7 protein-coding genes are annotated in these 15,430 nt (G+C 60.1%); 4 read left to right on the top strand and 3 right to left on the bottom strand.

The genetic code is table 11. The annotated features are described in order from the left end of the window. Positions 1-97 precede the first annotated feature (97 nt). The 4 genes from HPT29_RS26515 to HPT29_RS29065 all read left to right on the top strand — a co-directional run bounded on the left by HPT29_RS26515 (position 98) and on the right by HPT29_RS29065 (position 9,362). On the top strand, positions 98-4,912 hold the full coding sequence (locus HPT29_RS26515; protein ID WP_173945856.1) for a hypothetical protein: 4,815 nt from the start codon (positions 98-100) through the stop codon (positions 4,910-4,912). Further along, the gene (locus tag HPT29_RS26510; RefSeq protein WP_173945857.1) at positions 4,912-8,562 is read left to right on the top strand and encodes a hypothetical protein; all 3,651 of its coding nucleotides are present in this window, start codon (positions 4,912-4,914) and stop codon (positions 8,560-8,562) included. The genes HPT29_RS26515 and HPT29_RS26510 overlap by 1 nt, the downstream gene beginning before the upstream one ends. A 152-nt stretch (positions 8,563-8,714) precedes the next feature. Continuing rightward, positions 8,715-8,933 (top strand): transposase, encoded by a 219-nt coding sequence (locus HPT29_RS26505; RefSeq protein WP_173945858.1) that lies wholly within the window; start codon positions 8,715-8,717, stop codon positions 8,931-8,933. Between the two features lie 3 nt (positions 8,934-8,936). Beyond that, positions 8,937-9,362 (top strand): DDE-type integrase/transposase/recombinase, encoded by a 426-nt coding sequence (locus tag HPT29_RS29065; RefSeq protein ID WP_173945859.1) that lies wholly within the window; start codon positions 8,937-8,939, stop codon positions 9,360-9,362. Here HPT29_RS29065 and HPT29_RS26500 read toward each other — a convergent pair. From HPT29_RS26500 to HPT29_RS26490, 3 genes are all read right to left on the bottom strand, one after another. Beyond that, entirely contained in the window at positions 9,289-12,375 is a 3,087-nt protein-coding gene (locus HPT29_RS26500; protein WP_173945860.1) for a WD40/YVTN/BNR-like repeat-containing protein, read from the bottom strand. The genes HPT29_RS29065 and HPT29_RS26500 overlap by 74 nt on opposite strands. A 648-nt stretch (positions 12,376-13,023) precedes the next feature. Beyond that, positions 13,024-13,908 (bottom strand): IS5 family transposase, encoded by an 885-nt coding sequence (locus tag HPT29_RS26495; protein WP_173945861.1) that lies wholly within the window; start codon positions 13,906-13,908, stop codon positions 13,024-13,026. Positions 13,909-14,296: 388 nt separating this feature from the next. Continuing rightward, the gene (locus tag HPT29_RS26490; RefSeq protein WP_173945862.1) at positions 14,297-15,421 is read right to left on the bottom strand and encodes a hypothetical protein; all 1,125 of its coding nucleotides are present in this window, start codon (positions 15,419-15,421) and stop codon (positions 14,297-14,299) included. Positions 15,422-15,430 lie beyond the last annotated feature (9 nt).

Here is a 15,430-nt window from a genome sequence, read left to right as displayed (position 1 = left end):
CATTGCGAAATGCCTATTCAGCTGGGGCTATGAGCTTTCAGCTCCTGATGGCCTCTGGTATAAAGATTGGACGGAAGCTGTACCGAAAGGTGCTCCGATGGACGCGGGTGAACTGGTCTCTCTGTTGTCCCGCGCCACTGGCGCCCTGAATCCCGGCCCGAGGACCGATGCTGGGCATCTTGTCGAGGCGCGGCGCGCGCTCGCTGCGGCGCTAGTCGGCGGGCAGACTGAGGCGAGCTTTCTCGACAGTGGAGTGGATCCGTCGTCGCCGGGGACCGAAAGCCTTCCTGAAGATGTCTTGGAAGAAATCCGCCGCATTGCTGAGGACACTCTCGCTGCAGGCGGCGAGCCGGGGCTGCGGGTTGTTCGCCGTGAGCTACCGGTCCGGATCGATCATGTATCCGATTCCGTTCCGGGCTGGGCTGCGGGGTGGCTGCCGGAAAAGGCGATCGGCCCCTTCCTGTCGGAGGACGGGCGCCGGTTCTGGATCGACATCCGTTACCGGCGCCGGCAGGTCTCCTTAGTCAATGCCCTTACCGGGCAGATAATCGGCCTCATTCCCCACGAACTCCCCGTGCCCGCCGCTCTGGTCATCAACCTCCAGCAGGGGTCTGTCTGGTTAGATGCGGCGGCGTTTGATCCGGCCTGCCCACCAGGGTCGTTCTTCGGAGTCCGGGTGCGAGGAGGGAACTTGCATCTGAGCGCGCTGCCTCTGGTTTCGGGCGCTGTGGCGCGAATTGCGCCTGGTACGGCGATCACGCTCGAACTCAACATCGATTCACCTGTTAATCCAGTATCCGTGTCCGAAGGCGGCGATGCCCGAGGCGCCAGAGCTGATCTTCCAAGCGAAATCCGGCTTGCGCTTGTGGTCGGGGGCGGGGGCTCGCTGATGGCCGCAACCGATGCCACAGCAGAGGCATACGGTGAGGCCGTGTCTTTTCGCGCGATGCCGGGCGCAGCGCCACGGTTCCTGCCGGGCCTCGGCCGCCTGCTCTTTCCTTTCGAGAGCAACCCGCACCGGTTTGACGTTTCGGTGGTCTATTCGGATCTGTTCCCCCTCTCGGGCCAAACCCGGATCGAGGACGGCGGATGGGCTCCCGTCCTGGCGATTCCGACCGGTGGTGATCCCGCAAATCTTGGTTCCGTTGACGGCGCTGGGGCGATGGTCATGGCTCTCGGGGAGGGTCTCCAGGCAGAGTGGCCTTTTGCAGAGGCGGGAGAGATCAGGCTAGGGCCGAGCCAGCTAGCTATCGAGTCTGGGCGAATCACACTTGCTGCGCAAGGGGCGCGTAGCGCAGCGCAGGAGGCGTTGCTCCTATGGCCGGAAAAGCCAAGCCTGCGGCGATCGCTGATCGAGCTCACCGCCCGGAAGGCGATCGAAGTCAGCTATTACGCTAGCGCCGAAGAGATGGGTGGCGAAGTGGTTCGGCTTAGCGGCCTTCGCTGCGCAGCAAATCTTGACCGTCCAGTCTTGGCTGACGGTGGGCGGGTGCCCTTCATGTCGGAGGACGGGGCAGTGACCCTGTCCCTGGATGCACTGGGTCTTGCGTTCGGGCTCACCGCGCAGGCAGGCCAGCCGGTGGACCCTGTCACCGGGCAGCCACAGCCACAGCCAGAGGCATCCTTCGCTTTGAGCAACACCCTGTTGCGTGTGGCGTCAGCAGCTTTCTTACGCGTGAGTGGTGTCCTCTCGGCCGCGGGCGCCATCGAGTCCGGCAGCCTCTCGCTGGCCTTCCCCCTCCTTGTGCTGCTGCCGACGTTGCCTGATCCCTACGCCTCGAACCTGACGCTGCCCCGACGTCATCGAGAGCTCGACCAGGGCCGTGCTGGGTTGATCGTCGTGCCCACCGTTAGTTGGCAGCCGGCTGTCGAGCCTTGGCTCAACTTCAATCTGCGCAGCCGCGATAAGGATTGGAGCGACCGTGAGGTGCCGATTGTCCCAGCCCAGCAGCCACAGGAACATGGGATCGGCAGCACCCATGGCCAAGTTTCTGAACGCGATCGACGAGACCTTAGTGCTCTTGAGGAGAAATTTGCGAGAGCTGTTGGCCGGCCCGTGGAACGCTTCGTTCTCCTCGATATGTCCAGTCACGCCGACCAATTCGGCGTTGGCTTCGGCCTGGCGATGCACCGGCGGGAGGGAGCAGAAGGCCCAGTCCTGGGGCTCAGTGGCGTCGATCTTGTCACTGCGGCCTGGAACCTTACGGTGTTCACGCTGCCCGCGTTCCATTGGGAGCCCGTTTACAACCTGCCTAATTCTGAGATCAACGAAGTATTTCCTCCGAGTCTCTTCTCTGACACGGACGGGGGGCCGACACGCCTTGCCGTGCCGACGGCAAGTCTCGTGCCGGTCGCGCCGCAACCTGCCCTCTCAGTGTTCCTCAAGGATATGCAGCGGGAAACCGACCAGCTGACGCTGAGCGCCCGCTTCACCTTGCCTTTCGGTATCATCGCCCTCTCCGAGCTCGGCTGGCGTCGGATCCCGCACGAGCTTGTTGGGCTGCAGGCACCAGACTTCACAGAGGTCCGGCCGGACTTCCAGGCGGCAGGTCTCACCGGGGGGCTCCAAGTTAGCCTGCGGGCGCCCCTCGACCTCCCAGGTGGCCCACCCCCCTCCCTGCCGGGAGCAGCGCTGCAGCTCGACAACGGCCATGAGCGCCATAACTTTAACCCAGGCGCCCTGACCAGCGTACTTGCCCCGGTGAAGATGATCTTCAACGGCGATTTCGGTCCGAACGCCACTGCGCCGCGGGTACCAGTGGTGCGGATCGACCTGTCGGGATACGGGGCCAGCCTCTTCAGCGACTGGCGCTACCCAGAGGTCCCAGTTCCCGGCATCGCCCAAGCGCGGTTTGATGCCATCCTCGGTCGCACGCTGCACGAGGTCGTGCAAGCGAAATCGCTCATGTACCCATGGGGCGTCACCGTCGTGCGCACCATCACGATGCAGCGCACAGGAAGCGCCGGCGTGTTCCGGCGTGACAGCGGTTGGCAGGCGGCAAGCGACGGCAAGTACGACATGGGCCCCGGTGTGATCGTGCATCCTGGCGTCGTGCTGAAGCTCGTCCATGTGCGCCGTATCCGCGACACCAGCGTCACCCATGAGCGGAGCTATCCAAATCCGAACAATGCCGCCGAACCAATCCGCGTCCTGCTGACGCAAGTGCTGTTTGACGCCGAGGCCTTGATTGAGAACGCCACCCTCGGCGCAGATAGAGACGGGCTCGTCACCATGCGGGACGTGATCGGCTATGTTCAGATCAGACCGGACGATGGGCCGCTGAGCCAGGAGCAGATCGCAGATCTGATCAGGGCTGTTGGACCCGTTGGCGGCCCGATCGATTGTGAGCTCGACGTTGGGCGATCCGGTCTGCATATGCGCCTGACTCGGGTCGAGGTCGATCGCACGGTGAGCGCCGCGAACAATCCCCATTTCGTAGCCGTGGCCCGAGGTGCGGTGGAACTGCCGAACGTCGGCCAGTGGAGCGTCGCCTATCGTGGAGCCGGGGAGAATGAGCCTCACCACTTGGCTCCTGGGAGAGCTGTCCCGCTCATCCGGGATAGGATTGGGGGCCCCTACCGGTTCTCAGAGCCCTCGGACCTTCATCAGCCGGCGAATCCGGAGACCGAGTACTATTTGCTCCAGTCGACCGGCGCCCAACGTATGTTAGTGCCGCGGCCGCATGTGCTGCCAAACGACACCACAGTGTACGGTGGCTCTACCTTCCTTTTCGCGGATATGTACTCTCTCGCTGGCGGGGTGGCTTATTTCCCGCGCAGCGATCTCTGCCATACTATGCCAGCCAACACGATGCTGCGGCTGACGGGACGGCGCAAGGTCCGCCTCGAGATTCCGCCTCAGCCTGGGCTCAGCCCAGGACAGTTCCCGATCAGTCTGCCCGAACGCACTCTCTCAAAGGCGAGCGCTCTCCAGGTGAGGTCGCGGTTCAGGCCAGGCGCAGTGGTGGAATACAAGATCGACTCGGACCTGAAGCCCGACTGGTCCTGCCGCGTGGGACCGGTCGGCATCCTTGGAGATTTCGACCTCTTGCCCGAATTGATGCAGGTGGTGGGCACCATTGTCAGCAGCTCCAACGAGGCCCCGCAGCTCGCCGAGCCGCAGATGGAGTTCGGTGGTGTTCTGTCGCCGGTCCAATTCGTTATCGACCTGCTGACTACCTTTGGCCTGCCATTCCCGTTCGGAGTGTCCCTCACCAACAACACATTCGCGTTCAAGAGCGGGGCCGATTTCAGCTTTCCGCTTGGCAAGATTGTTGACGAGCTCGTGGACGCTGCGATCAAGGCGGGCCCGGGTCTGATGGTCGAGGTGGAATTGAAAACCGGCTTTGGAAAGGAAGCGGATAAGCCCGGCGCGGCCTATGATGGCGCCCTCAGCGACAGCGGTACATGGCATTTCTACTTGGAGCTGGCCTCCAAAGTGCAGCAGAGGATCTTGCCACCGTTCCCGGTGTTTCTCGGGGGAGGCTCGAAGATTCAGATCGCTGGCAAGAGCGAGGGAGAGACTGAGGTCAGCATCTATTGGAGCGCCATTGGGACCATCGAAGCCGAGCTCCCCTTGTTTATCAAGATCGCCGGCTCGCGATCGTTGAGCATCGTCAGCCGCTTTTCCATTGGCGTGAACAAGATTGGACTTGGCGTCTCGGAGGAGCGCGAGGTCGAGGGCGAGCTGCTGGAAGGCCTCGCCGCCGTGAAGCTTAGCTTCGAGATGCTGCTGATCGCGGAGCGACACAACGATGACTTCGGCCTCAAAGGGTCTACGACCTTGGCCTTTGACGTCACCTACGGCTGGATCTTCAACAAGACCTTTGAGGTCGAGTTCGAGGTCGACGAAAAGCTCGCAGCAGCCTTCTTCATTGCGACGACGGTTCTCCCTATGGCAAGGGGCTTCTGATGGCAATCGCCGACACACGCCTTGTGGTCCTGCCCTTCCCGCAGCATTGGGACGGCGGTCGGTTGTTCCTCAACGTGCTGGTTGGCGCTTTTGGCCATCCGCTGCAGCCACTTATCCCGGGTGAGCCTGCCTTCGCCGATGCACAGATTAAGTTCGTCGCTAAGCTTATTCCGAGTCTCGACAGGTTGCCAACACCAGCCGACGTGACGGCGGAGCCGGCGCTAGTAGTGGCAGACCCAGCGGACAAGAAGGAGCTATTCCAAACGCTTGCGACCCGCTTCTCCATAAGTGGCAACGCAAAGCCCTACGCACCCGTGACGGCGAAGACCTGCATTAAAAAGCTGCTAATGCCAAGCTATATGGAGGCGACTGGGTTCCGGCGGGCTAGGACCGAGTTCGCAGTTACGGATGACAGCTACGTCTGCGCCCTGGTGAATGGAGCACCACCAAAGCTGAAGCCGCCACAGCCCCCCCAGCCACCCACTTGGGAGCCGATTCTGGCCCAGGCTATCCGCCAGCCGCTGTTGGCTGAGAAGCTCGGGTTCATGTACCGGTCATCGCTTGATCCGGCTCAAGGGTTCTTCGATCAGGGCGGATGGCTCTATATTTCTCTGGCACACGACAGCGACTATGCGACGGCGCTTGCGGGAACTCCTGACCTCGTTCGCTCCTATGCAGCCCGCATCCCGCCACTTCGCGACGCGGCAGCTCGCGCCGTCTTCGCGGCGCTGCTCTTTCCGGTGCGCTCGGCCCCCGGTGGTGGCGAATACGACGAGATGCTGCTGGAGTCGGAGCTATACGACGATGGCTTCGCCCGGATCGTGCATACCTATCAGGCCCCCCGCACGGATATGCTTAACCGGGCGGGTCAGGGCGACGATGGCATTAAGCTTGATCGGGACAGCGGCGTCAGGCTCGGTTGGGACGATGAGCAGATTGTGATCTGGCTTAACCGCCAACTCACAGACGATCCCCGCAACAACCCGCTGACAGCGCGGGATACCCCCCTTGGCATCCGAGGCTTCCGGGTTGACGTGCGCGACGCTAAAGGTCCAGGCCCTTGGACATCCCTCGTCCGGTTTGAAGGCGACCTCAAGGTCGGTGACACCGACATCGGCCATTTCGATGATGAGATGACAGTCGAACTGGCGCCGAGCCAACTTCAGGGCCAGCGCGAGGGCGAGTACTGGCTGCCGCCGTACTTCGCCCAGTGGAACGGCTTCTCCCTCATCGGTCGGCATGAACTCGCCCACCAACTCGCAGGCCTACCCTCAAGCCCGACCATGCTGGCTCCTAAGGGGCTCGGCCTCACGCCTCTCAAGTACGGTGGCAACTATGATTTCCGCGTCCGCCTCGCGGACTTGACGGGCGGCGGCCCCTCTCCGGACGCCGAGACTCCAAGATCGCCGCGGACTGTCACAGGCCTATGCCGTTTCCGACGCTACGTCCCGCCTAACCGCGTACACTTTGCTCCGCCCGCAGAGTTAGCTGATAACCTGCTGGAATTCGAGATCCCGCGGCCCAGGATCGGGTATCCGTCGGCGCTCTACACAGAGCTCCCCAATGCTGAAGCGCTGCTCCTGCAGGACGCCACCGCGGCAGGCCAGGAACGGCAGGCGACGGTGCCGGATCCCGATGTCGCTATGCTCCGGATTGACGTGGCCGTCAGCAGCTTGGAGTTCGACCCTGAAAACGAACCTGGTGGTGGAGCGCGGTGGCGCCTGTACTCGACCATGCGGTCGTTCCCGGACGATCTCGACGAATCTCTACAGCTGCGGGTCAGGTTCGAGGATGCCGCGGACATCAGCCTGTTCCCTTTGCCGGAAGATGATGGTGATCTGCTGATTCCTACGGCGCGCGACGTCTTCATCACCACCACCCCCCTCTGCCGGCGAGATCCCGCCTTTGCGGCACCCATGCTGCCGGATCCGCTGTTGGCCGAGGTTCAGGACTGGGCGCTCTTGAGCCGGAACGATGCCAAGCTCGAATACTTCGGCAATCAAGCAGCGCGCTTGGGTGGCTCAGTGACCTTCCATGTGCGCCGAGACTCGGCGGATGAGACCGGGCTCCTCACCGAATCGCCGGAACGTCTAGTGCAGGCACTGCTCCTGCGGCCCGATCCAGCCGAGGGCACCTACTTGGCGCGCATCCAGGCGGCAGCGGGCCGGCAGACCGAGGCGCCGGAAAGTCTCGCCCAACGCTTCGCCCGGCAGCTGCGGCTTGATCTTCGCGATAACAGGTTTCTCGGCCCTGCTGGGCGCCGGTTGGCGATCGGCTGTTCGGCTGCCCTGCGCCATGTCCTTTCACCAGAGCACGCCTCAGTAGCCTTCGCCAGTCTGGCGGAGCTCACCGGCCAATGGATCGTGGCGATTCCGCTGCGGCTCGATCGCGACTGGACCTGGGACGCCCTGCAGGACAGCAGTTTCGAAGTACGCCGCAGCCTCGACAGCGGTCCGGAAGAGGTCGTCGGCACGATAGATCTTCGACGTACTCTGAGCGGGCACGCCATCCGGCCGGGGCAGATGGATCGGGCGTCAACCGATCTTTTGTTCCTGGACGGCATAGACCCCAAGCCCCTTCCAGGGCGGCCTCCGGCGGAGATAAAAGCCAGTTACCGGATTATACCACGGTTTAAGGCAGCATCGGTATCTGACGACGATCCGTTCGAGATCGTCCTGCGTCTCCCGATTGCCGCCCCACCAACGCAGACGCCACGACTCGTCTCGGCCGGGCTGGCTCTCTCTCCTTATCTGCACGATGAGTCGTACGCCTCCACCGAGCCGAGACTAAGGCGCTTATGGCTGGAGTTCGCGGAACCGGTGCTCGCACCGGGGGATGCGCTCTTCGCGCGGGTGCTGGCATACGCGCCAGATCCGATGCTGATCGCGGCGGTACCGGCAGAGCCGCCTGGACCTCTGGAGCCGCCCCTTGCCATTGATCCCGAGCTCACGCGGGTCATCATCCCTGGTCAACCGGCCGACGCTTCGGGGCTCGACGCAATGCAGCTCCTGACCGCCACGGACTCCGCCGGGCTGAAGCGACACTACCTTGTGCCACTGCCCGATGGCCTCAACGACGCCTCGCCGGAGCTCTTCGGCTTTTTTGTCTACGAGATCAGGATCGGCCATTACGATGGCTGGTCGACCGCGCAGGCTCGTTTCGGCCCACCCCTGAGGGTCACTGGCGTGCAACATCCCGCGCCAGTCCTAACCTGTAGCGTCTCCCGTTTCGTGACCGGGATACGGATCAGCGCACCATACGCGACCCCGGTTTCCGATGGTCAGATCATGCGCGCTGACCCGCCCAACACGGAGTTGTGGGGCTTGCTGTATGTCCAGGTCCGACAGGCAGATGGAAAGGTTTGGCGGAACGTACTACTCGGTCGATGTCCCATGCGGATCACAGATGATCAGCGTCGAGGCCGCTCAGGCAGCGAGCCACATGGGTTCGGCTTCTGGGATCATGATGATATCGGAACTTGGCTGGAGATGCTGGCACTCCCTCATGACGCGCCGCTCAGCGTGATCGCGGTCGAGCTGCTCCCGGAGGAAGGTTCGCCTTTCGGTGACCCACTGTCCCGTGACCTGGGCCAAGTCCGCATCCTCCGTGCCTCACCGCTAACACCAGTCCCGACGATTTGCCTTGACTGAGGCGCAGGCACGCTCCGCTCGGCCGCAAGAGGGCAGGAATAGACTTGCATGAGGGCGGGCAATGCTCCCGCGGTGGTAGGAGCTTAAGCCAGGGCACCGTTGCATTAAACTCGGCCTTATAGGGAGGAGCGGTTCATCAAGGATCCGCTCCCGTGTCTCTGTTCAAGCGCCGTCGCTTTCCAGCTGAGATCATCCTGCTGTGCGTGCGCTGGTACTGCAAATACGGCATCAGCTACCGTGATCTGGCTGAGATGATGTCCGAGCGCGGTATCAGCGTCAATCCAAGCACGATCTTTCGATGGGTCCAACGCTATGCCCCGGAAATTGAGAAGCGGGTGCGTCTCTACCAGGGACATCGTTCAGGCTCCTAGAGAGTGGACGAGACCTATGTGCGGGTTGGCGGACGCTGGAGGTACCTGCTTCGCGCGGTCGACAAGCACGGTCGGTTGATCGCTTTCATGCTGTCCGATCGTCGGAATACCAACGCCGCTTATCGGCTCCTGCGTAAGCCCATCAAGGCGATGAGCACCTATCCGCCGTCCTCGATCCCGACCGACAAACTGGCGTCGTATCCCAAGGCCCTCCTGCGCCTGCAGAACGAAGGACTTCTGCCGAACGATGTGGTACACCGCACCTCGAAATATTTGAATAACATCCTTGAGGCGGATCATGGCGCGCTCAAATGCAACAGTTCCCGGCCACGTGGGTTGCATAAAGCGGTCCCGCTCAGATGTCGCGCACGTACGCCCCCCTTCCCATTGTGGCAGCGACAAGCCGATCAAAGCGACGGTTCAATCTGAGTTCTGTAACTGGGCTTCGTGGTAGTCCATCCTGGAAAGCCGTCCAGGTCTGGCCACCGTCCACTGTTCGAAAAACCCCGACGTCATTGCCCGCGTAGGCCACCTCGGAGTCAAAGTCCGAAACGGCAACTGCGCTAGTCGGTACATCTGGAAGGATGGTTGGAGCGATCTGTCCGCTCGCATCGAGCCATGTCGTTCCGGCATCTATAGAGCGGAAAAGATGACTAATACCGAGAGGGTTCAGAATCATGTTGGGCCGATTAGTAAAATTTACGCCAGATCCACCGAAGACAGCCCAGACATCATCCGGTTCGTGCGGGTTCACTGCGAGTGATTGAATCTGCGCATTGGGGAACAACATATCCGCGGACGTCCCTGCGAGATCAATCCGCGACCAGTCGGCAGCCGTACTGCCACCGTTTACGCCCCGATACAGTGCGCCGTTTTCGGTGCCTAGATAAAGAATAGTTGGATCACTCGGCGCAAACTCGAGTGCAGTGATTGTACCGAAAGCGCTGAAAGGGTTTCCACTCCCGTCGTTGACGCGCTGCCAATTTTGACCGCCGTCGGTCGAACGGAAGAGCTCCGTGGCTCCGCAGACAAAAAGCGTCCGGCTTGTCGACGGATTTACAATTGGGTCCGTTGGATCCAGCTTGATGATGGTTATCCACGGCGATCCTCCGGAGAGCCCGTTCTGTCCGATCTGCTGATGAGTGACTCCTCCATCGGTGGACTTTCGAATGTTAGTAGGAAGTCCGTTCTGCGAAGAGAAATAGAAGATTTTTGGATCGGTCTGGTCAATTGCGACCTGAGTTCCATCGCCCCAGGGAATGTGCCGCCAGACACCAGCGGCGTTGCGATAATAGACGCCATTATCCTGGGCTCCACCTGCGGCAATATCTCGGTCCCGCTCCGCAATGTCTATGTCATACATTTGCGTGATCGCGAGAGCTCCTGATCTGAATTCCCAAGTGGCTCCTCGATCAATTGATCGGTACACTCCTCCGTCATTCGCAAGATAGAGCACGGCTGCACTGTTTGGATCGAACGCTAGATCTTGCTGGTCGGCGTGAACACCCGCGGACGCGGAAGCCCAATCTGCAGAGGCTGCTCCTCCGTTTGTCGTTCGTTGGAGACCGATATTGTTTCCCGCGTAGATCACGTTCTCGTCTGTGGGATCAACGGCGACCACCGAACACCACTCGTCGAAGGATACGGACGCAACATTGGCCGCAAGCTCAGGCCAAGTTGCTCCGCCGTCTTGTGTTCGGAAAATGCGGCTGCCATTGGGGCCCAGTTTCGCTAAAATACAGTTAGATCCATTCGCTCCGCTGCGACCGATTGAAAGCTTTATCCACCCTGCACCTCCACCTGAAGGCAATTGGCCGGCGGCATCGAGGCGAGTGAACGCGGGCGACATTCCAACCTGTATCCCGCCCGTGACCGTTTCATAGACGCCGTCGAGATGAACCCCTACGTATAGCCGGTCCGGATCGTCATGGGCAATCACGATATCTGTTACGGTTGCGTCGAAGAGAGAGTCTTGGCCCGGATTGGCAATCCAACTGAGACCACCATCGTCTGAGCGGTGCAAGCCCTGATCGCCAGCGAGGTAAAGTATGTCTGGATCGGTTGGATGGACGACAATAGCAGAGAACCGAGTGCTTGAAACCTTGGTCGCGATGCTCCAATGGGTGCCGCCATCGGTTGAGCGATAAAGGCCGATGCCTCCCCATGCTGGATTCCAGCCGTCAGCGTCCTCACCGGATGCCGCATAGATGATGTTAGGGTTCGATGGTGCGAACGCAACCGCGCCGATAGTGAGCGTCGGCTGTAACTCCATAAGAGGTCGCCACGTTATCCCCGAGTTGTCGGACCGCCACACTCCACCCCCAGCCGCACCGGCGATCAAGATGTTGCCCTTCGTCGGGTGTACGGCCAACTGTGTGACCCGACCAATCCCGCTGAATCCAGCTGCTGGAGTAGGCCCAATCGATCTCCAAAGTGAACACCGACGGCGATGGATCCAGCACCACTTGATGAGGGGCGGCATGATAGGTATGCCGTCCACAACGTCGATCTCTCCAAGAAACCTGTTCAGGCATCGGTTGCATATGCTTCGAGGATCACCTGGCTCGATTCCAGGTGGCAGACCTAAGCCTCCCTCTAGGCTCGAGATGTCACCACCGTACCCTGGTGGAAAGGACAATCCCGCACGGCTGAAGATCTGTGGATCCTGGATGGTGGCAAAATCAGGTGCACACAGGATCAGCTGACATATGCGGTCGACTGTGCCGATCCTGACTTCCTCTGAGCTCGTCATGTTGCTTCGAGCCGTTGAGTCCAACAAAACATACTTCCAGTGCGAGCATAGGAGGTCATAAGCTAGCCGGAGCCACGGGTGCTTAGGGAATGCAAACGCTTGAATAAGCGCACGTTCGCCCGGAACCTGACCAACTAAGATCCCTTCGTTCGGTAGAAACTCGAAAGGCCCCAGCAATCTTGGCGCCCGGCGGATTTGAACGTCGGCTCCAATCACCTCACTGAGGTCAAGATACTCTGCCACTTCCGCCGGTACAGGGATCACAATGAATGCTGACTTATCTTTCGTCTCAGGGATCTCGATGGGTGGGGTAAGTGCACTGAGACCCTCAATCTTTTCAGCTCTGCGGATTCGCAACTCGCGTGGCTTTCCGTTGCCCGTGACTAGCAGCGGCGCATTGATCTGGTCCGCCGGTAACCGGGCCTTGGCGAGGAACTCGAGGGCGCGGTCGCGCAAATGGGGTTCGACCACTCCGCGTTCATTCATTCTTTCGACAACATCCAAGCCGGCGCGAAGCCGGCGCAATGAACTAGAGTCTGCTTTGTATCCGGTACGCTCAGTGAACCATCGAGTGCGGCCCACGACTCCTGGCTCTATTCGTATCGGACGGACTGCCTCGTCCCGATCGCGCAACTCTCGGCCTTTTCTTGATTTCGCTGCCCGCCCTACAGGCTGCTGCTTCTTAACCATGTGACCCCTCCATCGAGTGTGCTGCACGGGCGAGGTCCGCAATTGCTGCTAGCTAGAGCAGTCGCGGTTCTGACAGAGCCAGCGCACCAACGCTATCTCTTTGTTCCAGAAGCGATTCCCGTCACGAATCATTATCTGATGCGGGGCCCGTTGCTCTAGTGTTTTGCAGAGCGCTGGCTCGCAGCGTCATTATGAAGTAGAAATCCTTCATGCTGAACTGATCGTCAACGAGGTGCGGACTCGTTTCTCGTCCAAAGGGATCGCGTTTGCTGTGCAACCCAATCCAAGACAAACCACGTCACTAGGAAGGCGAGGCATTCAAGCAGGAAACTATGAAATTTGTAGAAGAGCTCAGCGATCAGAATTGAGATCAAGAACGCGGGAGCCTGGATGACAGCTAGATCGATAAGTTTTGATGACTTCAGAAGCGTGAACACGTTTTCCCCCTATGGTTAAGTCTGAAACTCAGCGTTTTAAGCAACAGAACGCTCAGGGGCCAAGTATAGGCGCTTACAAGCATCCAAGCATAACACCACACGTACCCTTAGTCCATGAACTCACTCATACCAGCCGCGATGCTACGTAATCAGAGCCGAAGGTGTCTATCATGACCTTGTTGCACAGATTGAATGCACCCATGACCTGCAATCAAGCGATGCGGGCAGACTTCGGGTGTCCACCCTCGAGCATGCGGTTCAAAGCATGAATTTCGACGGCAATCTCGATAGCGCGCCGGGGTTCCGTCCGCGAGCGTAAGCTCGTGCCAATCACTCGCTTGATGCGGCTTGTGGCGCTCTCCACCAAGGCTCTTTGCGTGTACCCGGACCGCTTCTGCCAGCCCCTGCGCCCATGCTCAGCGATACTATGGAGATGCCGATCGCGCTGGGTGGGAGTACTCTCTGCCGCATCACTCAGCACTGCCATTGATTGGGGTGAGACGATCACGTCGGCATCCGGATGGCGCTTGGCAACAGTATCGTAGACGCCGACCTGATCGTAGGCACCATCGCCAATGAGTGAGGCGAGGATCTGCCCGGTCTTAGCATCGACACCGATGTGCAGCTTGCGCCAGGATCGTCGTCTGCGGGTACCATGTTTCTCGACCAGCCACTCGCCAGCTCCACACAGCTGCAGCCCAGTGCGGTCGACCAACAGATGCACCGGCCCAGTGCGTGGGATTGGTTTTGCCACCTCGAGGGTCTCGGCGCGACGGCTGAGGGTGCAATGATCCCACACGGCCAGTTCAAGACCGAGGAGCCTCAGGATCACGCCAATCAAGCCATCGGTCTGACGCAGCGCCAGCCGGAACGCCGCCCGGAGCGTCAGGGCTGTCCTGATCGCCAGGGCTGAGTAATGCGGCTGTGCACTGCGTGAGGTGCGGGGCTCAGCCCGCCAGGCGGCAATGGCTTCCTCGGTGAACCGGACCCTGAGACTGCCCCGCTGGCGCACGGCTGCATCGTACTCTGCCCAGTTCGTCACCCGGTGCTGCTTCGGAATGTGGTGACGGCGAGTGGCATCAGCTTTGAAGGGCACAGTCGAAATCTCTGGTCAGAAGCCGAATAGGCCTTACGCTACCCAGCTGCGGTTACCAAATCGCTCATCTATGCAAAAGGCGGATCTCCGGCACCAGCTGGCGTCTGAGCGCCATCGCTGGTTGAGGTTCTCAGTTTGGGAAGGGTGATGAATGACGTAGTGCAAACCCGTCGAGCCGAAATCAGGAAAACCCGCGACGTTGTCAGAGCCTCGAGCTCGATAATGTGATTGAGACCTGATTGGCGGACTTCCATCAGGGGCCGCGGTCGCATGAACCGCATCAGCAGGCCGTACATATGACCGCACCCGACCATTTTGCAGATACGTTCAACAAAACCCTTACAAGCAGGGAGCGTCTACATACGACAACACGCTTATGTTCCCCTTCTTAGCGCTTCGTATCCAACTCAGGCGCCTGCAGCGGTGCGGGAATACAAATCGGGACGTATGTGGGTTCCGATTCGGTTGGATGTAATAGGCTGCAGTAGCGGATTTTTATGTAGTCGGGGCTGCCAAAGGGCCGTGGAAGAGTGCCGCCTGAGCATTGAAAAGTGTCCCTGAGAACTTCATCCACCGGGATGCAGCACAGCCATACTTCACGACCCGCGATACCGCTTGTCTCGTAGCTGTGAGAGTAACTTCCTCTCAGACAGGCATTGCTCTCGATGTTGCCACTGGGCACCCGCCGTGGCCGAAACTCCAAGGATCTGTCCAATTGTATTTCACGCATATGAATTCGCGTAGGAGGTATTCGATCCGACCTTACCTCACCCCCAGCGCTCTCTATTGCTTTGGGGGCTGCCTTCGCCAGTATATCTGCTGGTAAAGGTTCGCCTTTCCGCAACTTTGGAGCTTCCGGAGGGGGTGGTTCAGGACGGCCAAGCTGATCTTCTCCAGAGAACACTGCCACTGCGGCATCCCGGGGTTCTGGAGCTTCCGCGCGTTGCTGATTGCGCTCGCGCTCAATTTGGCCGACAAAATCAGCTGTGCGGTCGACTGACCATGTCTCCGACCCACGAGCGCCGGTAACCTGGAACCGCCCATTACGGACAATATAGGCCGTGCCATGCGAAATCAGAAACGTGTCCCGCGGCCGACCTTGCAGGTCAAGGCCTGAATCCGGCGCGAGTACCAGCAGCATTTCTTGTCCCTGTGCACGATCAATCAAGACATGGTTCCGGCTACCACTGAGCACGCGCACGTCAAACGTGTCAGGCAGCACACCCTTGAGCAGTCTTTCTGTATGCAGTCGATAGTGGTGGTATTCTTCACTGTAGGCTGGTGCGTGGTCGATGTCCCCCGGGATTGCTTCGAATGCCTTCTTGCTCGTGCCCACCAGGTTGCCGACCCTGGCAAGTACGATGATCGGCTCGGCTCTTAGTAGGACGTCAAAGCTAGGAGGCTCTGACGGAGCCGGGTAATGAGCCTGCGCCTGTAGGTCAGGAAATAATGATCCAAAAAGCGCGAAGGGGAGCACTAGTACAATGCGGTCGAAATAAGCGCTAAATGTCATAGGCTTTCC

It is taken from the genome of Microvirga terrae, from assembly GCF_013307435.2.
GTDB lineage: Bacteria > Pseudomonadota > Alphaproteobacteria > Rhizobiales > Beijerinckiaceae > Microvirga > Microvirga terrae.
The sequence above is the reverse complement of the archived record's forward strand: the minus strand, read 5'-3'. Positions and strand labels throughout refer to the sequence as shown.